At 71.3% G+C, this 25334-nt stretch carries 24 protein-coding genes; 20 read left to right on the top strand and 4 right to left on the bottom strand.

Annotated elements, in window-relative coordinates; genetic code table 11:
• Positions 1-2: 2 nt before the first annotated feature.
• Together ADL03_RS10040 and ADL03_RS10035 are read right to left on the bottom strand one after the other, a co-directional pair.
• Complete coding sequence (locus tag ADL03_RS10040; protein ID WP_053733096.1) at positions 3-1268, bottom strand: DUF58 domain-containing protein; 1266 nt, start codon at positions 1266-1268, stop codon at positions 3-5.
• A gap of 2 nt (positions 1269-1270) precedes the next feature.
• Complete coding sequence (locus ADL03_RS10035; protein ID WP_231641715.1) at positions 1271-2260, bottom strand: MoxR family ATPase; 990 nt, start codon at positions 2258-2260, stop codon at positions 1271-1273.
• 467 nt (positions 2261-2727) lie between these two features.
• Here ADL03_RS10035 and mraZ point away from each other — a divergent pair, with 467 nt between their 5' ends.
• The 5 genes from mraZ to ADL03_RS10010 all read left to right on the top strand — a co-directional run bounded on the left by mraZ (position 2728) and on the right by ADL03_RS10010 (position 8199).
• Positions 2728-3159 (top strand): division/cell wall cluster transcriptional repressor MraZ, encoded by a 432-nt coding sequence (mraZ, locus tag ADL03_RS10030; RefSeq protein WP_053733094.1) that lies wholly within the window; start codon positions 2728-2730, stop codon positions 3157-3159.
• 165 nt (positions 3160-3324) lie between these two features.
• Positions 3325-4278, top strand: coding sequence for a 16S rRNA (cytosine(1402)-N(4))-methyltransferase RsmH (gene rsmH, locus ADL03_RS10025; RefSeq protein ID WP_053733093.1), 954 nt, complete (start codon positions 3325-3327; stop codon positions 4276-4278).
• Positions 4275-4886, top strand: coding sequence for a hypothetical protein (locus ADL03_RS10020; protein WP_053733092.1), 612 nt, complete (start codon positions 4275-4277; stop codon positions 4884-4886). The genes rsmH and ADL03_RS10020 overlap by 4 nt, the downstream gene beginning before the upstream one ends.
• Positions 4886-6808, top strand: coding sequence for a penicillin-binding protein 2 (locus tag ADL03_RS10015; RefSeq protein WP_053733091.1), 1923 nt, complete (start codon positions 4886-4888; stop codon positions 6806-6808). Before ADL03_RS10020 ends, ADL03_RS10015 begins: the two co-directional genes overlap by 1 nt.
• 242 nt (positions 6809-7050) lie before the next feature.
• Positions 7051-8199, top strand: a complete 1149-nt coding sequence (locus ADL03_RS10010) for a putative glycoside hydrolase (RefSeq protein WP_157528433.1) — start codon at positions 7051-7053, stop codon at positions 8197-8199.
• Here the strand turns inward: ADL03_RS10010 and ADL03_RS10005 are convergent.
• Positions 8196-8945 (bottom strand): universal stress protein, encoded by a 750-nt coding sequence (locus ADL03_RS10005; RefSeq protein WP_053733089.1) that lies wholly within the window; start codon positions 8943-8945, stop codon positions 8196-8198. The genes ADL03_RS10010 and ADL03_RS10005 overlap by 4 nt on opposite strands.
• A 271-nt stretch (positions 8946-9216) precedes the next feature.
• Here ADL03_RS10005 and ADL03_RS10000 point away from each other — a divergent pair, with 271 nt between their 5' ends.
• From ADL03_RS10000 to ADL03_RS09965, 8 genes are all read left to right on the top strand, one after another.
• On the top strand, positions 9217-10749 hold the full coding sequence (locus ADL03_RS10000) for a UDP-N-acetylmuramoyl-L-alanyl-D-glutamate--2,6-diaminopimelate ligase (RefSeq protein ID WP_369808960.1): 1533 nt from the start codon (positions 9217-9219) through the stop codon (positions 10747-10749).
• Positions 10746-12221 (top strand): UDP-N-acetylmuramoyl-tripeptide--D-alanyl-D-alanine ligase, encoded by a 1476-nt coding sequence (murF, locus tag ADL03_RS09995; protein WP_053733088.1) that lies wholly within the window; start codon positions 10746-10748, stop codon positions 12219-12221. Before ADL03_RS10000 ends, murF begins: the two co-directional genes overlap by 4 nt.
• Positions 12218-13303: a phospho-N-acetylmuramoyl-pentapeptide-transferase gene (mraY, locus tag ADL03_RS09990; protein ID WP_053733087.1), complete on the top strand. Its 1086-nt coding sequence runs from the start codon at positions 12218-12220 to the stop codon at positions 13301-13303. Before murF ends, mraY begins: the two co-directional genes overlap by 4 nt.
• A complete protein-coding gene (gene murD, locus ADL03_RS09985) occupies positions 13303-14664 on the top strand; it encodes a UDP-N-acetylmuramoyl-L-alanine--D-glutamate ligase (RefSeq protein ID WP_053733086.1) in 1362 nt (453 codons plus the stop codon). The genes mraY and murD overlap by 1 nt, the downstream gene beginning before the upstream one ends.
• Positions 14664-16133, top strand: coding sequence for a putative lipid II flippase FtsW (ftsW, locus tag ADL03_RS09980; protein ID WP_053733085.1), 1470 nt, complete (start codon positions 14664-14666; stop codon positions 16131-16133). Before murD ends, ftsW begins: the two co-directional genes overlap by 1 nt.
• Before the next feature lie 64 nt (positions 16134-16197).
• Positions 16198-17268 carry an undecaprenyldiphospho-muramoylpentapeptide beta-N-acetylglucosaminyltransferase gene (gene murG, locus ADL03_RS09975; RefSeq protein WP_231641712.1) on the top strand — a complete coding sequence of 357 codons (1071 nt, stop codon included), beginning with the start codon at positions 16198-16200 and terminating at the stop codon, positions 17266-17268.
• Between the two features lie 41 nt (positions 17269-17309).
• Positions 17310-18632 (top strand): UDP-N-acetylmuramate--L-alanine ligase, encoded by a 1323-nt coding sequence (murC, locus tag ADL03_RS09970; RefSeq protein ID WP_157528436.1) that lies wholly within the window; start codon positions 17310-17312, stop codon positions 18630-18632.
• Positions 18629-19378 (top strand): cell division protein FtsQ/DivIB, encoded by a 750-nt coding sequence (locus tag ADL03_RS09965; protein WP_053733082.1) that lies wholly within the window; start codon positions 18629-18631, stop codon positions 19376-19378. The genes murC and ADL03_RS09965 overlap by 4 nt, the downstream gene beginning before the upstream one ends.
• 165 nt (positions 19379-19543) lie before the next feature.
• On the opposite strand, the gene ADL03_RS50165 is transcribed toward ADL03_RS09965, so the two are convergent.
• A complete protein-coding gene (locus tag ADL03_RS50165; RefSeq protein ID WP_255353349.1) occupies positions 19544-19666 on the bottom strand; it encodes a hypothetical protein in 123 nt (40 codons plus the stop codon).
• A 457-nt stretch (positions 19667-20123) separates the two neighbouring features.
• Between ADL03_RS50165 and ftsZ the strand changes: the two genes are divergently transcribed.
• The 7 genes from ftsZ (at position 20124) to ADL03_RS09930 (ending at position 25315) form a co-directional block, all read left to right on the top strand.
• Complete coding sequence (gene ftsZ, locus ADL03_RS09960) at positions 20124-21449, top strand: cell division protein FtsZ (protein WP_053733081.1); 1326 nt, start codon at positions 20124-20126, stop codon at positions 21447-21449.
• Positions 21450-21532: 83 nt separating this feature from the next.
• The gene (gene pgeF, locus ADL03_RS09955; protein WP_053733080.1) at positions 21533-22237 is read left to right on the top strand and encodes a peptidoglycan editing factor PgeF; all 705 of its coding nucleotides are present in this window, start codon (positions 21533-21535) and stop codon (positions 22235-22237) included.
• Positions 22234-22932: a YggS family pyridoxal phosphate-dependent enzyme gene (locus tag ADL03_RS09950; protein ID WP_053733079.1), complete on the top strand. Its 699-nt coding sequence runs from the start codon at positions 22234-22236 to the stop codon at positions 22930-22932. Before pgeF ends, ADL03_RS09950 begins: the two co-directional genes overlap by 4 nt.
• A 67-nt stretch (positions 22933-22999) precedes the next feature.
• Positions 23000-23653: a cell division protein SepF gene (locus ADL03_RS09945; RefSeq protein WP_053733078.1), complete on the top strand. Its 654-nt coding sequence runs from the start codon at positions 23000-23002 to the stop codon at positions 23651-23653.
• Positions 23654-23663: 10 nt separating this feature from the next.
• Positions 23664-23951, top strand: coding sequence for a YggT family protein (locus ADL03_RS09940; RefSeq protein ID WP_231641710.1), 288 nt, complete (start codon positions 23664-23666; stop codon positions 23949-23951).
• Between the two features lie 47 nt (positions 23952-23998).
• Positions 23999-24814: a DivIVA domain-containing protein gene (locus ADL03_RS09935; protein ID WP_053733077.1), complete on the top strand. Its 816-nt coding sequence runs from the start codon at positions 23999-24001 to the stop codon at positions 24812-24814.
• Between the two features lie 15 nt (positions 24815-24829).
• Positions 24830-25315 carry a hypothetical protein gene (locus ADL03_RS09930; protein WP_053733076.1) on the top strand — a complete coding sequence of 162 codons (486 nt, stop codon included), beginning with the start codon at positions 24830-24832 and terminating at the stop codon, positions 25313-25315.
• Positions 25316-25334 lie beyond the last annotated feature (19 nt).

Genomic DNA, 25334 nt, shown 5'->3' with positions numbered 1-25334 from the left:
CCTCAGCCCACCTCCGAACGCATCGCCGGTCCGCGGTTGTTCGCGCTGGCGCACAACTCCTGCCACACCTGCTGCATCGACGCCGACGGCCGCCCGATCACCACGCCCCAGCCGGCGCCGGTCAGCAACCGCCGGGCGTCCTCCGGGTCCGGTGCGGTGGCGTCCGACCCGCCCGCCCACGCGTTCACGTCCAGCAGCACCGCGAGGCTGCGCATGCCCCGCGGCCGGTACCTGATCAGCTCCTCGACCGAGGCCGGCGACACCCCGCCGAGCACGGCGATGACCTCCTGGCCGGAGCCGGGGTCCATGCCCGCCGCGAGCTCCCTGCGGTGCGAGGCCTGCAGCGCGGCCAGCGAGTCGAGCACCACGTGGTCGCTGTGCCCGCCGTCGGCGGCGCCGCCCGCGAGCACCCGGCCGTCCTCGGAGACCAGGCGCACCTGGTGGCCGTAGTGGTGCAGGTGCAGGCAGATCGACGCCACGAACGAGATCGACCACTCCAGCGACGCCGTCGGCCCGCTGCCGCGGTGCGCGTGGATGCGGTGGTCCAGCAGCACGGTCGTGCCGCCGCGCCACGGGCGTTCCTCGACCCGCACCATCAGCTCGTCGCGCCGGGCGGTCGAGCGCCAGTGCACCTTCCGCAGGTCGTCGCCCTGCCGGTAGGGCCGCACCACCGCGTCGTCCTCGCCTTGGCCCGCGCGCAGCCGCACCGAGCCGTCGTCGCCGGCGCCCATGCCGGACCCGCCGGGCAGCCCGGCCAGGCGCACCACGCGCGGCACCACGACCAGCCGCGACCGGCCGGCCAGCTCGCGGTCGAACTCGGCCAGCCCGAACGGGTCGGTGATCCGCGCCATCAGCGGGCCGACCTGCTGGATGCCGCGCATGACCGGCTTGAGCGGGTAGCGCAGCGACGTGGGCGTGTTGCGCGGCAGCCGTTCCACCAGGAACCGCGGCCGCGCGCCCAGCGCGTAGGGGACCGTGTCCTCCAGCAGCAGCCCGCCGGTGGGCAGGCGGCCGGTGCTGCGCAGGTCGAGCTTCACCTCGGCCGCGGCACCGACCGGCACCCGGCCGGGCGCCAGGAACCGCGCCGCGTGCAGACCGACGCGGGCCCGCGTGGCCAGCCACGCGGCCAGCAGCGGCAACGCGATCACGAACGCCGCGACGCGCAGCAGATCGCGTTCGTTGAGGACCACGGCGCACGCTCCGGCAGCGAACCCCGCGGCCAGCAAGCATCTTCCGCGGGTGGTCAGACCGGACAGTGCGGTGCGCATCGTTACCGTGGCGTCCCTGCGTTGTTGTTGATGCTGCGGACGAAGGCGGCACTCGGGTCGAGCGCGGCGGTCGGCACCGGCACCCGCTGCAGCAACGCCCTGACCAGCTCGGCGGCGGACCGGCGGGCGGCCTGCGCCTCCGCGGTCAGCACCAGCCGGTGCGCCAGGACGGGGATCGCCACCGCGTGGACGTCGTCGGGGACCACGAAGTCCCGGCCGGCGAGGGCCGCCTGCGACCGGGCCGCGCGCACGAGGTGCAGGGTGGCACGGGGCGACGCACCGAGCCGCAGCTCCGGCAGCCGGCGTGTGGCCGACACCAGCTCCACGGCGTAGCGGCGCACCTCGGGGGAGAGGTGCACCCGGCGCACGGCCTCGATCAGCCGCAGGATCTGCGCCGCGTCCGACACGGGCCGCAGGTCGTCGATCGGGTTGTGGCCCGCGTGCTCGTCGACCATCGCCAGCTCGGCCTGCGGGTCCGGGTAGCCGATCGACACCCGCGCGGTGAAGCGGTCGCGCTGGGCCTCCGGCAGGGCGTAGGTGCCCTCCATCTCGATCGGGTTCTGCGTCGCGATCACCATGAACGGCGAGCCCAGCGGGTACGTGTTCGCGTCGACCGTGACCTGGTGCTCCTCCATGCACTCCAGCAGCGCGGACTGCGTCTTGGGGGAGGCCCGGTTGATCTCGTCGCCGACCACGATGTTGGCGAAGATCGGCCCCGGCCGGAACTCGAAGTCGTTCTCCTGCCGGTTGTAGATCGACGAGCCGGTGATGTCGCTCGGCAGCAGGTCGGGCGTGAACTGCACGCGGCTCACGGTGCAGTCGATGGAGCGGGCAAGCGCTTTCGCGAGCGAGGTCTTGCCGACACCCGGCACGTCCTCGACCAGCAGGTGCCCCTCGGCGAGCAGCGTCACGAGGGCGAGCCGGACCACGTCGGGCTTGCCGACGAGCACCCGTTCGACGTTCGCGGCGATCCGCTGGACGGCCCCGTGCAACTCACCCAGAACCTGATCGACCGGCGCGTGACTGTTCGCGCTTGGGCTTCCCGGCGTCACTAAACCTCCAGCAGCCGTGTCCGGAACACGGACGTGTGAGCGTTTCACGCAGTGTGTCAAACCACGGCTAAGTGCCCTACACCTACAGGCCGACTCGGGTTCGCTCCACCAGTTTCCACCTTCCCCCACCACACCCGCCCAACCCCCTGTTTTGGCCGGAATTTCTAGGCCGTTCGAGTGGCAAATCGGGCGTCGGCCCTCACCCGCGCAGGTGGACACGGACGGCTTCCCCCACCATCCCCCCACTCCTCGTCATGGCGTCTACCTGCGAAAACGGGTGGCGGGTCGGCGTGCGAGCACCTGTTTCAGCGTTGACTGTGGTGAAAAGTGGGGTACTGTGGCGGCCGGTGGGGCAGACGGGGGCTCCACTGCCGGTCCCGTCGCCCGGCGAGGGAGGTGGCTGCCGAATGTTCCTCGGCACTCACTACCCGCGCCTGGACGACAAGGGTCGGTTGACACTGCCTGCGAAGTTCCGGGACGAACTGGCGGGAGGTCTGATGGTCACCAAGGGCCAGGACCACTGCCTGTACGTGTTTCCCCGGGCTGAGTTCGAGCAGATGGCGAGGAAGGTCGCCGAGGCGCCGTTCACGAACGACGCCGTACGCGCCTATCAGCGTTATCTGTTCGCAGGTACGGACGAGCAGCGTCCGGACGGTCAGGGTCGCGTCCTGATCGCACCGGAACTGCGCCGGTACGCCGGGCTGACCAAGGAGTGCGTGGTCGTCGGCGCGTTCACCAGGTTGGAGATCTGGGACGCGGCGGCCTGGCAGACCTATCTCGACGAGCACGAGGACGGCTACGCCACAGCTCGCGAGGAGGTCATTCCGGGCGTCTTCTGATGGCGGTCAGCCGAGCAACAGGCCGGATGTTCACACGCGATTCGGGTGCCGTGAGGCCTCGGTCCGCTCGAGTATCGGCCCTGGCGCACCTTCCCCGGCGCCAGGTTCGACGGGCGGGCGGGGACCTGACGTCACCCGAACGCGCATCAGGGGAGTAGAGGGACGATGGATCAGCCGCGGCACGTTCCGGTGCTGCTGGACCGCGTCCTGGAACTGCTCGCTCCGGCGCTGCACGGCAAGCCCGCCGTCATGGTCGACACGACGCTCGGCATGGGCGGTCACTCCGACGCGCTGCTGAGCGCACACCCCGAGCTGACCCTCATCGGCCTGGACCGCGACCCGCAGGCCATCGAGCTGGCCTCGGCCCGGCTCGCGCGCCACGGCGACCGCGTGCACTTCGTCAACGTCACCTACGACCACATCGACGAAGCCGTGCGCGACCTCGGCTTCTCCCGCGTGGACGGGGTGCTGATGGACCTCGGCGTCTCCTCGCTGCAGCTGGACGAGGAGGACCGCGGATTCGCCTACTCCAGGGACGCGCCGCTGGACATGCGGATGTCCAAGGGCACCGGCATGACGGCCGCGGACGTGCTCAACACGTACTCGCACGGCGACCTCGCGCGGATCCTCTCGACCTACGGTGAGGAGAGGTTCGCGGGCAAGATCGCGTCAGCGGTCCTGCGCGAACGCGAGAAGGAGCCGTTCACGAACTCCGGCCGGCTCGTCGAGCTGCTGTACAACGTCGTCCCCGCCGCGTCCCGGCGCACCGGGGGCCACCCGGCGAAGCGCACGTTCCAGGCGTTGCGCATCGAGGTCAACGGCGAGCTGGAGTCGTTGCGGCTGGCACTGCCCGCCGCGCTGGGCGTGCTCGGCGTGGGCGGGCGAATCGTGGTGGAGTCCTACCAGTCACTGGAGGACCGGATGGTGAAGCACGCGTTCGCCGAGCTCGCGAAGTCGAAGACGCCGCCGGGGCTGCCGGTGGAGCTGCCCGGCCACGGACCGGAGCTGAAGCTGGTCACGAAGGGCGCGGAGGTCGCGTCCGAGCAGGAGATCGAGGACAACCCCCGTGCCGCGCCCGTCCGACTGCGGGCCGCGGAACGGATCGGAGAGGTGAGATGACGGCACCCGCACGGGTCGGTGGGCCGTCCCCACGCGACCCTTCCACCAAGCGTTCCGGCAAGGGCCGGCCGACCGACCAGGACAAGGCTCGGCGCCGGTCCGCGGCCGCCGACCGCGCCTACGCCCGGCGGGCCCAGCGCGCGCAGAACCTGCGTGGCGGGTCGTCGGCACCGCAGCAGAACCAGCGGCAGGCGTCCAAGGCGCCGTTCGTCGTGCTGGTGATGCTCGTGCTGGTCGCGGGCGTCGCCGGGATCATGTACTTCTCCACGCAGGCCGCCGCCGACTCCTACCGGTTGCAGGAGGCGAGGGCCGAGCAGGAGAAGCTGACGCTGCGGGTCGAGCAGCTGCGCCGCGAGGTGGCGCTGCTGGAGTCGCCGACCGACCTCGCCCGGCGGGCCACCGACATGGGGCTCGTGGAGCCGTCCAGCCCGGCGCGGTTGCGGCAGCTCCCGGACGGCACGGTCGAGGAGTTCGGCAAGCCGAGCGCGCCGACGAAGTCCACGCCGCCCCCGCCGCCGGCTCCTCCGTCGAGCACGCCACCGTCGGGCACCACGCCGCCGGCGGGTGACCAGGCGGCGAACACCCCGACGCCTCCGGCGGGTGGCTGATGCCGGGACCACAGCCCAGGGGCGCACGCCGGCCGTTGTCCGTGCGCGCCCCCGCGCCGAAGGCCCGCAACACCGGCAACAACAAGGTGCGCATCGCCGTCGGCCGCCTGCTGCTGATCGGCGCGCTGGTGGCCGCCGGGCTCAAGCTCGTGCAGGTGCAGGGGTTGCAGGCCGACGAGCTGTCCACGCAGGCCCGTCTGCAACGCACGACGTACCTGAACATCCCGGCCGAACGCGGCGCGATCCTCGACCGCAACGGCAACCAGCTCGCGTTCTCGGTCGAGGTGCGCGCGCTCTACATCCTTCCCCAGCGCGCCAGGAAGAACTGGGACGCCGAGCGCGAGAAGGAGAAGGACAAGGCGAAGAAGCAGTTCCCGCAGACCTACGACGAGCACGCGCGGGACGTCGCGAAATTCATCTCCTCGACGCTGGGCCCCGAGGTCAACGGCGAGAAGACCGACGAGGAGACGATCTACCAGCAGCTCGTCGCCGACATCAGCTACGAGGTGCTGGTCAGCGAGGCCGAGCCGGCCAAGGCGGCGGCGATCGTCGCCAAGTACCCGGCCGAGATCGGCTCCGAGTACCGCGCCAAGCGGATCTACCCGAACGGCCCGGTCGCCTCCAACATCATCGGCGCCGCGAACTGGCGCCAGGAGGAGAAGCCGCCGACCACGCAGGGCATCCTCGGCCTGGAGAACGCCGCCGACAACGTGCTGGCCGGTCGCATGGGCCGCCGCGTCGTCGACACGATGTCCGGCGACGACACGCTCGTCATCCCGAACACCGAACGCGAGCTGACCAAGCCGCAGCCGGGCAAGTCGCTCGAGCTCACCATCGACGTCGACACCCAGTACGCGGTCCAGCGGATGGTCACCGACTACACCCAGAAGTCGGGCGCCCGCAGCGGTTCCGCCGTCGTGCTGGACTCGCGCACCGGCGAGATCATCGCCATGGCCAACGACCAGACCTACGACCCGGCCGACTTCGGCAGGGCCACCGACGAGCAGAAGCGCAACCGCGCCGTCGCCGACACCTACGAGCCCGGCTCGGTGAACAAGATCGTCACCGCCGCGGCCGCCGTCGAGTACGGGCTGTTCAAGCCCGACGACGTGCTGCAGATACCGGGTTCGCTGAAGGTCGCCGACCGCACGATCAGGGACGCGTGGACCCACGGCACGGTCCCGATGTCGTTCACCGGCATCTTCGCCAAGTCCTCGAACGTCGGCACCCTGCTCGCCGCCCAGGAGGTCGGCCAGGAGCGCTACGCCGAGATGCTGCAGAAGTTCGGCCTCGGCAAGCGCACCCAGTCCGGCGTGCCCGGCGAGGAGTCCGGCACCGTCCCGCCGCTGAACCAGTGGTCCGGCTCGACGTTCGGCAACCTGCCGATCGGCCAGGGCCTGTCGATGAACCTGCTGCAGATGACCGCGATGTACCAGACCATCGCCAACGACGGCCTGCGCGTGCCGCCGCGGCTGGTCCGCGCCGAGATCTCCGCGGACGGGTCGCGGTCGGAGAAGCAGCGCCCCGAGGGCGTGCGCGTGGTGTCGCCGGAGACCGCCAAGACCGTGCGCAACATGTTCCGCTCGGTCACCCAGAGCGACCCGCGTGACGCCAACCAGAACGGCACCGGTTCGAAGGCCGCGCTGCCCGGCTACCAGATCGCGGGCAAGACCGGCACGGCCCAGCAGATCGACCCGGCGTGCAAGTGCTACTCGAGCGTCGACTACTGGATCACGTTCGCCGGGATCCTGCCCGCCGACAACCCGCGCTACGTCGTCGGCATCATGCTCGACCGCCCGCACGGGACGCCGTTCAGCGGGTCGGCGGCGCCGTTGTTCCACGACATCGCGTCGTTCCTGACCCAGCGGTTCCAGGTGCCGCTGTCGTCCGAGCAGACGCCGTTCGTGCAGCTGCAGCTCTAGATCATTTCTCCGGACCGAATTCGCGGGGCGCGCATCATTGATGACGCGCCCCGTTTTCGCAAGTGACCTCGACCACGTCCAGGCGTGGAGGACGCAATTCTCCGCTTAACAGTGAAAATCACATTCTCGATTTCTCTTAACGACACGCAATTCGTCACGTCTAATGCTCCCGAACCGGAGTGCAAGGCGAGACGGAGTTCGGCGTGCGTTTCCCCCAATTTTCGATCTTGGTCACGGTGCTGATGGCTGCCCTCGTTCCCGCAGCTCAGGCCGGTGAGCCGGTGTCCACGACGAAGTCGTTCTGGCTGCACATGAACAGCTCGCCGGTCAGCGACGAAATGATCGCGGCCGAAGCGCGGCGGCGTCCGTACGTGGTGCTCAACGCGTGGGAAGGCGATCTTGCCGCGCGCCTGAAGAAGGCCAATCCCAAGATCCAGACCTTCGTCTACAAGGACCTGTCCTCGACCCGCAGCTACGCGTGCGAGGGTGGGGTCGACGACACCGACCTGCCCACCGGCGTCGGTTACTGCGCGGCCGACCCGTCGTGGTTCCTGCTCGACCCGAACGGTCACCGCTTCGAGTACGACGGATATCGCGGCCATTGGCAGATGGACGTCGGTAACGTCGCTTATCAGAACGCCTGGGCCGACAACGTGGTCGCGTCGTCGCGCGGCGTCTTCGACGGCGTGTTCATGGACAACGCGCTGTTCGCCTGCGACACCTACCACGACGGCGTCTGCCCGGCCGCGTACCCGACCGACGAGTCGATGCGCGACGCCTACCGCTCGATGCTCTCCGGCACCCGGCGGAAGTTCGTCGACGCCGGACTGAAGACCGTGGCGAACCTGTCCAACGCCCGCCTGCACGACGGCGCCTGGGACAGCTACACCGAGCACCTCGACGGCGGCTTCGACGAGTGGTGGCTGACCTTCGGCGACCACGACCTGCTCTCGGAGTACCCGCAGGGCTTCCGCCGCCAGCTCGCCGAGATCACCGCCAACGAGGCCAAGGGCAAGATCACCTGGGTACAGCCCCACCACAGCGGCGCCGAGCAGCCGTTCCGCTACGCCTTCGCGAGCTACCTGCTGGCCGCGGGCGGGCACGCCGCGATCTCCGAGATCGCCGAGACCGACCGCTACGACGACGCCTCGCCGTGGCGCGCCGAGTACGACTGGGACCTCGGCGAGCCGCTCGGGGCCTACCGCGCGGTGGCGTCGAACGTGTTCCAGCGCGACTTCGCCTGCGGCACCGCGATCGTCAACGCGAACCGCACCGGCAGCGCGGCCGTCACCGTGCGGCTCGACGGGGCGTTCGTGGACGAGAAGGGCGCGTCGGTCCGGTCGGTGGCCCTGCCGGGCACGACCGGGTCGGTGCTGCGCAAGACCTGCTAGAACGCCGCGCGGTCGTCGGGCCGCGGGTCCGGCCGGGCCACGAGCACCGGGCACGACGCGTGGTGCAGCGCCGCGCGGGTGATCACCCCGACCCCGTCGTGCCGCCCGCCCCGCCCGACCACGACGACGTCCGACTCCAGCGCGGCCAGGGCCTCGTGCGGGTGGCGGCACTCGACGACGACCTCGGGGGTGAGCTCGGGGGCCGTCGTGCGCAAGAACGACACGGCCTGCCGGAGCGCGGCCTCGGCGCGGGGGACGGAGGCCGCGCAGCGGGCCGGCGGGTGGACGTGCAGCAGGTGCAGGGACGCCCGGCGGGTGCGGCAGAGCTCGACCGCGCGCCGCAGCACGACCGGGTCCTCGCACCCGCCGACGGCCGCGGTGACCCGGCCGTGCTCGCCGCGGATCGCCGGGGGTCGTCCGCGCACCACCACGACACCGCACCGCGCGCGGCGCAACACCGGGAGGACGAGGGACCCCAGACCCAGGCCGCGGTGCTGTTCACCCTTGCACCCCAGGACCAGGGTCGCGCTGGAGTCCGACGCCCCCACCAGTGCGGCCACCGGGTCGTCGCCGCCGGAGCGGAAGTGGGCCGTGAGCATCGGGAGCCGGTCGAGGACGCGGTGGACGGTCGTGTCCGCGGGGTCCGCGAGGTACACCTGGAGATCGGTCCGCAGCGCCCACGCGTGCCGCGCGGCCCACTCGAACGCGTGGTACGCGGATTCGGACGTGTCGACACCGACCGTCACCGAACGACTGAAATCGGGTGCCCAGAAGGAAAACCGCCTGGGCTCGACCGTCCTGCTGCTGCTCATCCGCCGCCTCCTGCCGACCTCCACCTCACCGCGTGCGCACCGCCGGCCACAGGGCCGGAAGTCACCAAGCGGGCAGGAACCTGTTCCGCCGGACGGGCTCGCCGGTGCGGAGCGGTGCGCGCGGGCACTCGAACGGCCCATCACTGCTGATCATCACCCGATTGCCAACGCGCCGCCCGGCCACTCCGCGTGCGCCGGTAGCCTCTTGCCCGTGCCTGCCAAGCTCGAGGGCAAGGTCGCGACCGCCCCGCCCCGCCCGAACCACATCCGACCTGCATCCGTGGCTGCCCTGGCCGCGGTCGCCGACGTGCACCTGACCGGGCCGGCGCATGCCGACGTCCAGGTGACGGGGGTGACGCTGCGTGCACAGCACGTGGTGCCCGGCGACCTCTACGCCGCGCTGCCCGGAGCGCACGCGCACGGTGCCGACTTCGCCGAGACCGCTCTCGCGAACGGTGCCGTCGCCGTGCTCACGGACGAGGCGGGTGCCGCGCGCGAGAGCCTGCGGGACGTGCCCGTGCTCGTCCACCCGCGCCCGCGCGAGGTGGTGGGGCTGCTCGCCGCCCACGTCTACGGGCGGCCGTCGACGAAGGTCCGGCTCTGGGGCGTCACCGGCACGTCCGGCAAGACCACCACGACCTACATGATCGAGTCGGTGCTCAAGGCCGCGGGCCGCCACACCGGCCTGATCGGCACGGTCGGCACCCGCATCGGCGATGAGCAGCTCGGCAGCTCGCACACCACGCCGGAGGCGCCGGACCTGCAGGCGCTGTTCGCGGTGATGGCCGAGCGCGGCGTCACCGACGTGGCGATGGAGGTCTCCAGCCACGCGCTGCACCTGGGCCGGGTGGCCGCCACCGAGTTCGAGATCGGCGCGTTCACGAACCTCAGCCAGGACCACCTCGACTTCCACGCCGACATGGAGGAGTACTTCCAGGTCAAGGCGCAGCTGTTCGACGGCCGCGCGCGCCGCGAGGTCGTGTGCGTCGACGGCGACTGGGGGCCGCGGCTGGTCAAGCCGGGGACCGTCACCGTCGCCACCACCGGGCCCGCCACCTGGACCGCGAGCGGCGTCGAGGTCAGCCCGACCGGCGAGCAGACGTTCACCGCGCACGGCCCGGACGGCGACATCGAGATCCACCTGCCGCTCGCCGGCAGCTTCAACGTGGCCAACGCCCTGCTCGCGATCGCCTGCCTGCACGCGGAGGGCGTCCCGTCCGACGCGATCCAGCGCGGCCTCGCGACCGTCCAGGTGCCCGGCCGGATGCAGCGCGTCGACGAGGGGCAGGACTTCACCGCCGTCGTCGACTACTCGCACAAGCCCGCGGCCGTCGCGCTCGCGCTGGACGCCGTCCGCGCCAAGACCGACGGCCGGGTGGTCGTCGTGCTGGGCTGCGGAGGCGACCGCGACCGGGCCAAGCGCCCCCTGATGGGGCGGGCCGCCGCGGAACGCGCCGACGTGGTGATCATCACCGATGACAACCCGAGGAGCGAAGAAGCGTCCCTCATTCGGGCCGCTGTGCTCGAAGGCGCCCTCGCCACCGAGAACCGGGGCGAGGTGCTGGAGATCGGCGACCGCAGGCTCGCGATCTTCAAGGCCGTCGAGCTCGCACGTCCTGGCGACGTCGTCGTCGTGGCGGGCAAAGGACATGAGACGGGACAAGAGGTCGCCGGCGTGATCCACCCGTTCTCGGACGTCGAGACGCTGACCGCCGCGATCAGGAAGGCGCACCGTTGATCGCACTCACGCTCGCCGAGATCGCAGAGGTCGTCGGCGGACGGTTGCACGCAACCGATGGCAGCCAGGTAGTCACGGGCACGGTCGAGTTCGACTCCCGCAAGATCACTCCCGGCGGCCTGTACGTGGCGCTGCCCGGCGCACGGGTCGACGGCCACGACTTCGCGGCGCAGGTCGTCGCGGACGGCGCGGCCGGTGTGCTCGCCGGTCACGAGGTCGACGCCCCCGCGGTGATCGTGCCGCCGGTGCTGACGAAGAACGACCGCGCGTACGTGCTCGCCGCCGACACCACCGGCGAGGGCGCCGCGGTGCTCGCGGCGCTGGCGAAGCTCGCCCGGCACGTCACCGACCGGCTCGTCGCGCGGAACCTCACCGTCGTCGGCCTGACCGGCTCGTCCGGCAAGACGTCCACGAAGGACCTCATCGCGCAGGTGCTCGCCCCGACCGGCGAGACCGTCGCGCCGCCCGGCTCGTTCAACAACGAGATCGGCCACCCGTGGACCGCGTTGCGCGCCACCGAGGACACCCGCTACCTCGTGCTGGAGCTGTCCGCGCGCGGCATCGGCCACATCCGCAACCTCTGCGAGGTCGCCCCGCCGAAGATCGGCGCGGTGCTGAACGTGGGCACCTCGCACATCGGCGAGTTCGGCTCGCGCGAGAACATCGCGCTGGGCAAGGGCGAGCTGGTCGAGGCGCTGCCCGCGGACGGTGTCGCCGTGCTGAACGCCGACGACCCGCTCGTGGCCGCGATGGCGAGCCGCACGAAGGCCAAGGTCGTGCTGGCCGGTGAGGCGGCCGACGCCGACGTCCGCGCCGTCGACATCGAGCTGGACGAGCTGGCCCGCCCGAGCTTCACCCTGCGGACCGCCCGCGGTGACGCGCGGGTGCGGCTGGGCGTGCACGGCGCGCACCAGGTCAGCAACGCGCTGATCGCCGCCGCCGTCGCGCTGGAGCTGGGTGCCACGCCGGAGCAGGCCGCCGAGCGGCTCAGCGCCGCGCGCCCGGTGTCCGAGCGCCGCATGGAGGTCACCGACCGGCCCGACGGCGTGACGGTCGTGAACGACTCGTTCAACGCGAACCCGGACTCGGTGCGCGCGGCGCTGAAGTCGCTCGCGACGATGTCCCGCGCCACGAGGCCCGCACGCCGCAGCTGGGCCGTGCTCGGCCCGATGGGCGAGCTGGGCGACGACTCGGTGCGCGCGCACGACGACATCGGCCGGCTCGCGGTGCGCCTGGACATCAACAAGCTCGTCGTCGTGGACGCGGAGGGCGGCGACGCCCGCGCGATCCACCAGGGTGCGCACCTGGAAGGATCTTGGGGAGAGGAGTCCGTTCTGGTGCCGGACGTCGACGCGGCGATCGCCCTGCTGCGCGCCGAGCTCCGGCCCGGTGACGTCGTGCTGGTCAAGGCGTCGAAGGCCTATCGCCTCTGGCGTGTCGCCGAGGCCCTGCTGGAGGCAGGAACCAAGTGAAGAGCATCCTGATCGCGGCCGCGATCGCACTGGCGGTGTCGATCCTGCTGACGCCGTACCTGATCAAGATCTTCTCGCGTCAGGGCTTCGGCCAGGAGATCCGCGAGGACGGCCCGCAGCACCACAAGACCAAGCGCGGCACGCCGACCATGGGTGGCCTCGCCATCCTGGTCGCGATGTGGGCCGGCTACCTCGGCACGCACCTCGTGAACTCGATGTCGGCCTCGGCGTCCGGGCAGACCCCGTCGGCGTCGGGCCTGCTCGTGCTGATGCTGACGACGTCGCTGGGGCTCGTCGGCTTCCTCGACGACTTCATCAAGATCCGCAAGGCCCGCAACCTGGGCCTGAACAAGACCGCGAAGCTCGTCGGCCAGTTCATCGCCACGATCACGTTCGCGATCCTCGTGCTGCAGTTCCCGAACAAGGACGGCCTGACCCCCGCGTCGGTCAACCTGTCGTTCGTCCGCGACATCACCGTGGTCTCGTTCGGCACCATCGGTTTCATCGTCTTCTGCTACGGCATGGTCGCCGCGTGGTCGAACGCCGTGAACCTGACCGACGGCCTCGACGGCCTCGCCGGTGGTTCGTCGGCGATGGTGTTCGGCACCTACGTCGTGATCTCGTTCTGGCAGTTCCGCTACAACTGCACCAGCTACGCCGTGGCCGGCTGCTACGACGTGCGCGACCCGCTGGACCTCGCGGTGATCGCCGCGGCCGCGATGGCCGGCTGCATCGGCTTCCTCTGGTGGAACGCCGCCCCCGCCAAGATCTTCATGGGTGACACCGGCTCGCTCGCGCTCGGCGGCCTGGTCGCCGGTCTCGCGATCGCGACCCGCACCGAGCTGCTCATGATCGTCATCGGCGGCCTGTTCGTGGTCGAGGCGCTGTCGGTGGCGATGCAGGTCGCCGTCTTCCGGACCTCACGACGGCGCCTGTTCCGCATGGCACCGTTCCACCACCACTTCGAGCTCGCCGGGTGGGCGGAGACCACGGTCATCATCCGGTTCTGGCTGATGGCGGGCATCTGCTGCATGTTCGGCCTGGGCGTCTTCTACAGCGAGTGGTTGACGGGCGGGTTCTGATGACGAAGCTGGCCGGTTCGCGAGTACTGGTCGCCGGTGCTGGTGTGACCGGTCGGTCCGCCGCCGAGGCGTTGCTCGCGGCGGGCGCCGAGGTCGTGGTCACCGACTCGTCGCCGGAACGGCTGATGGCACTGGAGTCCCTGCTCGAAGGCGTCGAGCTGGTGCCGGGACTGATCGAACCGCCGGCCGGGACGTCCCTGGTCGTCACGAGCCCCGGCTGGCAGCCGTCGAGCCCGCTGCTGGCCGCGTCGGCCGCGGCGGGCATCGAGGTGATCGGCGAAGTCGAGCTGGCCTGGCGGATGGCCGCCGAGCTCGCCGACCCGCCGGTGTGGCTCGCGGTGACCGGCACGAACGGCAAGACCACCACCGTCGGCATGCTGGAGTCGATCCTGCGCGCGGCCGGTGCGGACGCCGTGGCGTGCGGCAACGTCGGCCTGCCCGTCGTGGACGCGCTGCTGGCCGGCCGCCGGGTGCTCGCCGTGGAGCTGTCGAGCTTCCAGCTGCACTGGGCGCCGTCGGTGCGGCCGCAGGCCGGCGCGTTGCTCAACCTCGCGGAGGACCACCTCGACTGGCACGGCGGCATGGAGGCGTACGCGCGGGCCAAGGCGCGGGTGCTGACCGGTGACGTCGCGATCGGCTGGCTGGAGGACGAGCTCGTCGTCGACCTGCTGCAGGACGCACCGGCCCGCGACAAGGTCGGCTTCACGCTGGAGGAGCCCGCCGCCGGGCAGCTCGGCGTGCGCGACGGCTGGCTGGTCGACCGCGCGTTCGCCGACGACGAGCCGCTGGTCGAGGTCGCCAAGATCCGCCCGGCCGGTCCTCCCGGCATCGCGGACGCCCTCGCCGCCACCGCGCTCGCACGTGCCTACGGCGTGCCGTCGGAGGCCGTGCGGGAAGGCCTGGAGTCGTTCGAACCGGCCGCTCACCGCGCCGTGCTCGTCGGTTCCGCCGACGACATCCGCTACGTCAACGACTCGAAGGCGACGAACCCGCACGCGGCCGTGGCGTCGCTGCGCGCGTTCGACAGCGTCGTCTGGATCGCGGGCGGGCTGCTGAAGGGCGCGTCGGTCGAGGAGATGGTCCGGTCGGAGGCGCACCGGCTGCGCGCGGTGGTGCTGATCGGCCAGGACCGCGACGTCCTCGCGGACGCACTGGCGCGACACGCGCCCGATGTCCCCGTTCGGGTCCTTGACACGGGGGACGATGAACCCATGACCGTCGCGGTACGCGCTGCCCGGGAACTGGCGAGGCCGGGTGACACCGTGTTGCTCGCCCCCGCCGCGGCCTCCATGGACATGTTCACCGACTACGCCCATCGCGGGCAGGCGTTCACCGCCGCCGTGCGGGAGCTCATCGGCTGATGAGCGTCGTCGCGGAGAAGACGGGACCGAAGCGCAAGGCGCGTCCCGCGGGACGGGGCGCGTCGGTGCGCAGCGGACTGACCGCGTGGCTGAGCCGCCCGCTGGCCGACTTCCACCTGCTGCTCGCGGTGTTCGGCATGCTGACCGTGCTCGGCCTGGTGATGGTGCTGTCGGCGTCCGCGCCGGGACAGGTCGCCTCGGGTGTGTCGGCCTACAGCGTGTTCCAGAAGCAGCTGGTCTACGTGTGCATCGGGTCGGTGCTGTTCTGGGTGGTGCTGCGGTTCCCGCTGCGGCGGCTGCGGCACCTGTCGACGGCGGCCATGGGCATCGGCGTGGTGCTGCTGGCGCTGGTGCTGACACCGCTGGGCGACGTCCGCGGTGGCGCCAAGTCGTGGTTCACGCTCGGCCCGGTCTCGTTCCAGCCGATCGAGGCGGTCAAGCTCGCGCTCGCGCTGTGGGGCGCGCACGTGCTGGTGACCAAGCGCGCGTTGCTGTCGCAGTACCGGCACCTGCTCGTGCCCGTCGTACCGGTGGCGATGCTGGTGTTCGCGCTGGTCATGCTGCAGCCCGACCTCGGCGGCACGATCACGCTCGGCGTGGTGCTGATCAGCCTGCTGTGGTTCGTGGGCGCGCCGATGCGGTTGTTCGGCGTGATCGCCGGTGGCGCCGTGGCCGGTGCCGTCGTGCTCGCGATCGGCGCCTCGTACCGGCTGGCGCGCGTGACGTCGTTCCTGGACCCGAACGCCGACCCGCAGGGCGCCGGTCTGCAGGCGCGGCAGGCGATGTTCGCGCTGGCGGAGGGCGGCCTGTTCGGCAAGGGGCTCGCGCAGGGCAGCTCGCAGTGGCGGTACCTGCCCAACGTCGAGTCGGACTTCATCTTCGCCGTGATCGGCGAGGAGCTCGGGTTCGTCGGGTGCGCGCTGGTGCTCGCGTTGTTCGGCATCCTCGCGTGGATCGGGCTGCGGGTGGCCGCGCGCAACACCGACCCGTGGATCCGGATCGTGGCCGCGACGCTGACGGTGTGGCTGGTCGCGCAGGCCGCGATCAACATCGGCTACGTCGTGCGGCTGCTGCCGGTCACCGGCATCACCCTGCCGATGATCTCCGCCGGTGGCACGTCGATCGTGACCACCATGGTGGTGTTCGGCATCCTCGCGAACTGCGCCCGGCACGAGCCGGACGCCGTGGCGGCACTGCGCTCGCTCGGTCCCGGCCGGGTCGGTGGCCTGCTGAAGCTGCCCGCACCGGAGGCCTACCGGCCGCCGCCCAAGCGCAAGCCGGTCCGCCCGTCCACGCCGCCGCGCGCACCGGGCCGCAACCGCACCGCGCAACTTCCGGTGGTGGACGAACGTCGTATGGCTGGACGCTCTGCTCCGCCCTCGGAGTACCGTCGCCGCGAGACGCGGCGGGTCAGCCAGAGCCGCTCGGAGCTCGGCCGGTCGACCCGCGGTCGCGGGCGGCACAACTGATTTCGCAGCAAAACCAACACCGGAGGAAGTCTTGACCGGGCACCCTGCCCCCAGTGGTCCGTGCGTGGTGGTCGCGGGCGGTGGCACCGCGGGACACATCGAGCCGGCACTGGCGCTGGCCGACGCGGTCATGCGGCTGCGACCGGACGCACGCGTCGTCGCGCTCGGCACCGAGCGCGGCCTGGAGAACAAGATCGTGCCGGCCCGCGGCTACCCGCTGGAGCTGATCCCGCCGGTGCCGATGCCGCGCAAGCCCACGCTGGACCTGCTGAAGCTGCCGCTGAACGTGCGCGGTGCGGTGAAGCAGACCCGCGAGGTGCTGGAGCGCGTCGGCGCGGACGTCGTCGTCGGCTTCGGCGGCTACGTGGCGCTGCCCGCCTACCTCGCCGCGCGCGGCCGCGTGCCGATCGTGGTGCACGAGGCCAACGCGAAGGCCGGTCTCGCCAACAAGGTCGGTGCCAAGTTCGCCGCGCACGTGGCGGCGGCGGTGCCGGACTCGGGCCTGGCGGACGCGGAGGTCATCGGCATCCCGCTGCGGCACTCGATCACGACGCTGAACCGCGCCGCGTTGCGCGCGGAGGCCCGCCGGTTCTTCGGGCTCGACCCGGACGCCCCGACGCTGCTGGTGTTCGGCGGCTCGCAGGGCGCGCGGTCGATCAACGAGGCCGTCGCGCCCGTGGCGGCCGAGTTCGCCCGCGCCGGCGTGGGCGTGCTGCACGCCTACGGGCCGAAGAACACCGTTGCCGTGCAACAGGTTCCGGGCGCGCCCGCGTACGTGCCGGTGCCCTACCTGGAGCGGATGGACCTGGCCTACGCCGCCGCGGACGCGGTGCTGTGCCGTTCCGGCGCGATGACCGTCGCCGAGGTCTCGGCCGTCGGCCTGCCCGCGGTGTTCGTGCCGCTGCCGCACGGCAACGGCGAGCAGGCCCTCAACGCCGGCCCGGTCGTCTCCGCCGGCGGTGGCCTGCTGGTGCCCGACGAGGAGCTGACCCCGCAGCGGGTGGCGTCGCTCGTCGTGCCGCTGGTCGCCGACCGCGCGCGGCTGGCGCAGATGAGCGAGGCGACGCTGGGCACCGGACGGCGTGAGGCCGACGAGATCCTGGCCCGCCGGGTGCTGGAGGTGATCAAGAAGTGAGCCTCGAACGCGTTCACCTCGTCGGCATCGGTGGTGCCGGCATGAGCGGCATCGCCCGCATCCTGCTGGCACGCGGCGCGCGCGTGTCCGGTTCGGACGCCAAGGACTCGCGGACCGTGCTGGCCCTGCGCGCGCAAGGCGCGCGGATCGCCGTCGGTCACGACGCGGCGAACCTCGACCAGCACGTCGGTGGTCCGACCGCGGTCGTGGTGTCGACCGCGATCAAGGAGTCGAACCCGGAGTACGCGGCGGCGCGGGAACGGGGCATCACGGTGCTGCGTCGCGCCGAAGCCCTTGCCGCGCTGATGGAAGACCACCGGGTCGTGTGTGTGGCGGGTACGCACGGCAAGACGTCGACCACGTCGATGCTGACCGTCGCGTTGCAGCACTGCCGGATCGACCCGTCGTTCGCGATCGGCGGTGACCTGAACGAGTCCGGTGCGAACGCGCACCAGGGCACGGGCGGCGTGTTCGTGGCCGAGGCCGACGAGTCCGACGGCTCGTTCCTGTTCTTCTCCCCGTCCGTCGCCGTCGTGACGAACGTCGAGGCCGACCACCTCGACCACCACGGCACGGTCGAGGCGTACACCGCCGTGTTCGACTCGTTCCTGGAGCGGATCGTGCCCGGCGGCGTGCTGGTGTCCTGTGTGGACGATCCGGGTGCGGCGCGGCTGATCGGCGAGGCCCGTGCGCGCGGCATCCGCGTGCGCGAGTACGGGCGCACGGCGTCCGACGCGCGGATCGTCGACTACAAGCCCGCGGACAACGGCGGGCTGGCGTCGGTCGAGATCGACGGCGTCGCGGTCGAGGTGCGGGTCGCCGTGCCGGGCGAGCACATGGCGTTGAACGCCGTCGCCGCGCTGCTGGCGGGCCTGGAGCTGGGTGCCGACCAGACCGGGCTGCTCGAAGGCCTGGCCGCGTTCGGTGGCGTGCGGCGGCGGTTCGAGTTCAAGGGCCGTGGCGGTGGCGTGTCCGTCTACGACGACTACGCGCATCACCCGACCGAGGTCGACGCACAGCTGCGTGCGGCACGTCCGGTCGCGGGGGCCGGCCGGGTCGTCGTGGTGTTCCAGCCGCACCTGTACTCGCGCACGCGCACGTTCGCGACGGAGTTCGCCGCGGCGTTGTCGCTGGCGGACGAGGTCGTCGTGCTGGACGTGTACGGCGCGCGCGAGGAGCCGGAACCCGGTGTCACCGGCGCGTTGATCGCCGACCAGGTCACCGCCTCCGTGCACTACGAGCCGTCGTTCGACCGGGTGCCCGCGCTGGTCGCGTCGCTGGCTCGCGAGGGCGACCTGGTCGTCACCATGGGCGCGGGCGACGTCACGATGCTCGGCCCCGAGATCGTCAGCGCGCTGTCATGAGCGCCCCGGTTCGCGGCAGGTCCCAGCGCGCTCGCCCCGCGAACCGGCGCGCGAGAGGTCCCGAGTACCGGGCGCGGCGCAGGATCATCCTGCGCCGCCGCCTGGTCGCCCTGCTGACGGTGCTGTCCGTCCTGGGCCTGACCTATGGCGTGTACTTCACGCCGTTGCTCGGCGTCCGCAACGTCGACGTGCACGGCGCCATGGTGCTCACCGACGACCAGGTGCGCGCCGCGGCGGCCATCGAGTCCGGCACCCCGCTGGTGCGCCTCGACCTGCAGGGCATCCGCGAGCGGGTCGCCGCTGTCCCGCGCATCGCCGCCATCGAGGTCGAACGCCAGCTCCCCGGCACGGTGCGGCTGCTGATCAGCGAACGCGTCCCCGTCGGGTTCGTGAAGCTCCCCGACGGCTACCACCTCATCGACTCCACCGGCAAGGACTACGCGAGCCTGCCGACGCCGGCCCCCGGCGTGCCCGAGCTCGTCCTCGCCACGCCTTCCACCGCCGACCCGGCCACCCGCGCCGTGGTCGGGGTGCTGAACGAGCTGCCGGAGAAGCTGCGGCCCGAGGTGCTGCAGGTCTCCGCCACCACCGGCGCCGACGTGCGGCTGGCGCTCACCGGTGACCGCGTCGTGAAGTGGGGCGGCTCCGAGGACACGGCGCGCAAGGCGGCCGTGCTGGTGGTGCTGCTGACCCGCAAGGGGACGACGTTCGACGTGACGTCACCCGATCTCGCGACCGTGTCCTAGCGGCGCGCCGCCACACCGCTGATCAGTGTGGCGGTCCTGCCGTCCGGCCGGGGCCGGTCACCGGCGCGGAGTGCGCGGGCGTGACGGCGTCGGGAAGCGGCGCGGGCGCCGGTGCGCGCGCGGAGTGGGCTGGGAACACACGGAAACATCTCCTGACGGTCCTTCTCAGCCCTGCGTCCTCAGCCGCGTCGCGGCGCGCACGAGCAGGCCGCCGAGCCGGCTCGTGAGGAGCTCCAACACGATCGCCTCGATGACGAGCGAACGCACGGACGCGGGTGCGGGTGCCAAGACGGGCCTCCTCGACGTGGATGACTACCGTGCTCATCGGAGTGGTCCACGCGGCATTAGCCGTCCGGGTCGTTGTCACCCGAAGGAAGTACTCGGTGAGCACCGGCGGTCCCGGCCGGGCATCGTCTACCGACCGTAGCCGCGGACCGGCCGTGAAAGCGGTGGACGGGGAGAACAGTGGGGGAGACGATCTCCAGATCCGGGGCACGACTACGCTTGTGGTGCGCAGTGCTCAGCATCCTGTGGACTGCTTGACGGCACGACCGGGGAGTAGTAGCGCACAGTGTTGGGAAACTGCGGCGTGGCTGCTGGACCGACGCACCGCCGGTGCTTACCGTCCAGCAGGAACATATGGGGTTGACATAACTCTGAGTCTCGATGAGAGGTTGAGAGTTTCAATCCGGGTGCATCACCACCCAGCACCACAGCACGGACCACGATCAGGAAGGCGGATCCGATGACGCCCCCGCACAACTACCTCGCGGTGATCAAGGTCGTCGGCATCGGTGGTGGCGGTGTCAACGCCGTCAACCGCATGATCGAGGTCGGGCTCAAGGGCGTCGAGTTCATCGCGGTGAACACCGACGCACAGGCCTTGCTGATGTCCGACGCCGACGTCAAGCTCGACATCGGCCGCGAGTTGACCCGCGGCCTCGGCGCCGGGGCGAACCCCGAGGTCGGCCACAAGGCCGCCGAAGACCACCGCGAGGAGATCGAGGAGGTCCTCAAGGGGGCCGACATGGTCTTCGTGACCGCCGGTGAGGGCGGTGGCACCGGTACCGGTGGCGCGCCCGTCGTCGCCTCGATCGCCCGCAAGCTCGGCGCGCTGACCATCGGTGTGGTGACCCGTCCGTTCTCCTTCGAGGGCAAGCGGCGTGCCAAGCAGGCCGAGGACGGCATCCAGGCGTTGCGCAACGAGTGCGACACGCTGATCGTCATCCCCAACGACCGGCTGCTCCAGCTGGGCGACATCGGTGTCAGCCTGATGGACGCGTTCCGCTCCGCGGACGAGGTCCTGCTCTCCGGTGTCCAGGGCATCACCGACCTGATCACGACCCCCGGTCTGATCAACCTGGACTTCGCGGACGTCAAGTCCGTCATGTCCGGCGCGGGCTCGGCGTTGATGGGCATCGGCTCGGCGCGCGGTGAGGGCAGAGCGGTCCAGGCCGCGCAGAAGGCGATCAACTCGCCGCTGCTGGAGGCCTCGATGGAGGGTGCGCACGGCGTGCTGCTGTCCATCGCCGGTGGCTCCGACCTGGGTCTTTTCGAGATCAACGAGTCCGCGTCGCTGGTCCAGGAGGCCGCGCACCCGGACGCCAACATCATCTTCGGTACGGTCATCGACGACTCCCTCGGCGACGAGGTGAGGGTCACGGTGATCGCGGCCGGGTTCGACAGCGGCGGCCCCACGCACAAGAAGCTGGAGCCGACGGTCCTGTCGTCCCCGCAGCGCACGGCCACGGGCCCGATCGCCACCGCCGCGGCCACGCCGGCGCCGGCCCCCCAGCCGGTCGCGCAACCGCCACAGCCGGTGGTGCAGGCTCCGCCGCCGGTGGTGCAGGCCCCGCCGCCGCCGCCGACCCCGCAGCCGGAGGTGCGCCCCGCCCCGCCGGTGCAGCCGCCGACGTCGGTGCCGCCGCAGCCCTCGCCCGTGCAGGGCAACGGCTACGCACCGTCCGTGCCGCGGTCGCTGTCGCAGAACGGCTCGCTGCCGTCGCGGCCGGTCCCGGTCACCGAGGACCCGGACGACGAGGTGGACGTGCCGCCGTTCATGCGGCGCTGAGCACGAGGAACGATCTTCACGGACCCCCTGGGCACCTCCGGGTGCACAGGGGGTTCGCTCTTGTCGCGAACTAGGCTGTCGGCGTGCGCATTCGTCGTGTTGTCACCACTCGTGCCGGTGGTGTGTCCAAGGCTCCGTACGACTCGTTCAACCTCGGTGACCACGTCGGGGACGACGCCGGGGCCGTCGAGGCGAACCGGGCGCGCCTGGCGTCCGGTGTCGGGCTGACGCCGGACCGCCTGGTCTGGATGGAACAGGTGCACGGGCGCACCGTCGCGGTGGTCGACGGGCCGCGGGCGCAGCCGTTGGAGGCGACCGACGCGGTCGTGACGAAAGAGCCCGGTCTGGCGCTCGCCGTGCTGACGGCCGACTGCGTGCCGGTGCTGCTCGGCGACGAGACGGCCGGTGTCGTCGCCGCGGTGCACGCCGGGCGGGTCGGTGCGCGGGTCGGCGTCGTGGTGGAGACCCTCAAGACCATGCTGGCGCAGGGCGCCGAGCTGGAGCGGATCGAGGTGCTGCTCGGCCCGAGCGTCTGCGGCGAGTGCTACGAGGTGCCCGCGGACATGCAGCGCGACGTCGAGAAGCACCTGCCCGGCAGCGCTTCGAAGTCGCGGAAGGGCACGCCTGCGCTGGACCTGCGGGCCGGGCTGTGGAACCAGCTCGCCAGTGCCGGTGTGGGCCGGATCGGGGTGGACCCGCGGTGCACCTTCGAGGAGAAGGACCTGTTCAGCCACCGCAGGCAGAACCCCACGGGGCGGCTCGCGTCGGTCGTCTGGATCGAACCGTGAACCGGCGCGACGAGCTGGCGGCCAACCTCGCCGAGGTGCGGGACCGCATCGAGAAGGCGTGCGCGGCGGCCCGGCGCGACCCGAGCGAGGTGATGTTGCTCGCGGTGACGAAAACCTGGCCGGCGAGCGACGTGGAGCTGCTCTACGAGCTGGGTCTGCGCGACTTCGCGGAGAACCGCGACCAGGAGGCAGGCGCGAAGGCCGCCCAGTTGGGGCACCTCGCGGACGCGCGGTGGCACATGGTCGGGCGGTTGCAGCGCAACAAGGCGAAGTCCGTCGTGGGGTGGGCCGACCAGGTCGACTCGGTCGACTCGGTGCGGCTCGCGGAGGCGCTGGCGAAGGCGGCGCGCGCGGCCGGGCGCAAACTCGACGTGTTGTTGCAGGTGAGCATCGACGGCGACACGTCCCGGGGTGGGGTGGCCGTTGCCGATGTTGCGGAAGTGGCTAACGTGATCACTCGTTCGGGTGATCTTATTCTTAGGGGTGCGATGACCGTCGCACCGCTGACGATGAAGCCGGCGCAGGCGTTTGAGGCGTTGGCATCGGTGGTATCAGGCCTACGTGATGATCATCCCACTGCTGTCGAGCTGTCAGCGGGGATGAGCGGAGACCTGGAAGATGCCATCTCGCACGGATCGACCTGTGTGCGTGTCGGAACGGCGTTGCTCGGCGGCCGGCGACTAACCTCGCCCTAGGTTGTCGGGAACCTCGGGACCGTCCGCACCGTCCCTAAGAGTGGGGCACCGCCGAGGAGGGGCTGGAATGAGCGCTTTGCACAAGCTGAAGGCCTACTTCGGGATGGTCCCCGCCGAGTACGCAGACGACCCCGGCTACGAGGACGACCGCGGCCGCTACGGCGACTACCGGTCCGAGTACGCGGCCGAGGCCGACGACTACGACTACCCGCGGCGCGGCCGCGCGTTCACGGCGGGCCGGTCGGAGCTGCAGGGCTCCGGGTACCGGGCCGACCTCGACGAGCCGGACGACTACGAGCCGGAGTCGCGGCGCGGAGCCGGTACACCCGCGGCCACGCGGCGCTGGAGCGCCGACGCGCCGGTGCACGGTGCGCTGGCGGTCGACCCGCAGCGCGAGCCCGTGAGCAGGCTGCGGCCCGTCGCCGAGCCGGTGGGCAACCCGCTGGCGCGCATCACCACGCTGCACCCCCGCAGCTACAGCGAGGCGCGCACGATCGGGGAGCACTACCGCGACGGCACGCCGGTGATATTGAACCTGACCGACATGGACGACGCGGACGCCAAGCGCCTCGTCGACTTCTCGGCCGGTCTCGCGTTCGCTCTGCGCGGGTCCATGGACAAGATCACCAGCAGGGTGTTCCTTCTCTCACCGCCCAACGTCGACGTGACGGCGGAGGACCGGAGGAAGCTGGCGGAAGGTGGGTTCGGGAACCGCGGTTAGAGTTGACCCCGTGGACCCGATCCGTCTCGTCATCTACTACGTCCTCTTCGCGTTCTCCCTGTTCCTGACCGCGCGCGTCGTGGTCGAGCTGGTGCGGACGTTCGCGAGGGAGTGGCGTCCGGCGGGCGGCGTAGCCGTGACGCTGGAAACCGTGTACACGGTCACCGACCCACCGGTCCGGACACTGCGTCGGATCATCCCGACAGTGCGGATCGGGGGCGTCGGGCTGGACCTATCGATTATTGTGCTGTGGCTGCTCGTTATCATTTTGATGCAAGTGGCAGATCCCAGGCCTTGACGGGGAAGCCGGGATGACCGCAGCCCAGGAGTGCGAGAGGTGATCCGATGCCGTTGACCCCCGCTGACGTGCACAACGTCGCGTTCAGCAAGCCGCCGATTGGCAAGCGGGGCTACAACGAGGACGAGGTGGACGCGTTCCTCGACCTGGTTGAGGGCGAGCTGGCCCGCTTGATCGAGGAGAACAACGACCTCCGTCAGCAGGTCGAGCAGCTCGACCAGCAGCTCGAGACCGCGCGCGCCGACCTCGACGACGCGCGTGCGAAGGCTTCTTCCGGCCCCGTGACGAGCCGTATGCCGGTCGAGGAGCCGCGCCGCCTGGCGCCGGTCCCGCCGCCCTCGGTGATGGAGCAGACGTCGCCCGGTGGTGGCGGAGACCACCACGTGCAGGCCGCGAAGGTCCTGGGCCTCGCCCAGGAGATGGCGGACCGGCTGACCGGCGAGGCCAAGGCCGAGGCGGACGGCATGCTGTCCGAGGCGCGCACGAAGTCCGAGCAGTTGCTGTCCGAGGCCCGTGCCAAGGCCGACACGATGGTCAACGAGGCGCGCACGCGTGCCGAGACCATGCTCAACGACGCGCGGACGCGTTCGGAGACCCTGGAGCGGCAGGCCCGTGAGAAGGCCACCGCCCTGGACCGCGACGCGCAGCGCAAGCACGCCGAGGTGATGGGCAACATCACCCAGGAGAAGAACACGCTCGAGAAGCAGATCGACAAGCTTCAGACGTTCGAGCGCGAGTACCGCACCCGGCTCAAGACGATGCTCGAGTCGTCCCTGCGCGACCTCCAGGACCGCGGCCCCGCCGCTCCGTCCGAGGGCCGTTCCCAGGGCTACTCCTTCGGCGCACGCGCCGAAGCGGGCTGAACTACTGTTCGCTAGGTGCTCTTCGTAGTTCTGCTTCTGGTGCTGGCTGCCCTCGGGCTGCTCGTTCCCGCGCTGACCACGTCCAACACGATCTGGGCATGGTCTTCCGTGGGGGCGAGCGTGCTCGCCGCCCTGGTCCTCGCGTGGGACTGGTGGCGACGACGTCCGGGGGACCCCGCGGCCGCGACCCAGAGTGTAGATCAACATGGTGTGGCCGATGATCAACAGGTGGTCGTTGCGGCGCCCGCCGACACGCCGCCCGCTGACGAGGAACCACCGGAAGAGGACACCGACGCGGCAGACCTGCTCGCGGTGACCGACCTGGTGGACGAGGTGCGGGTGCTGGACGAGCGGCCCCGGTACCACCTGAGCTCGTGTTCCTGGCTCGCCGGGAGGCCCACGCTGGGCCTCCCGGTGCAGGAAGCACGTCAGCTCGGCTTCACGCCCTGCGGTGTGTGCACCCCGGACGGTGTCCTGGTGCGCAGGAGCCGTTCCGCGTGAGCCCGATCCGCCCGCTTGG

Source organism: Nocardia sp. NRRL S-836 (assembly GCF_001279525.1).
Taxonomy (GTDB): Bacteria; Actinomycetota; Actinomycetes; order Mycobacteriales; family Pseudonocardiaceae; genus Lentzea.
This window is presented reverse-complemented; position numbering and strand designations above follow the sequence as displayed.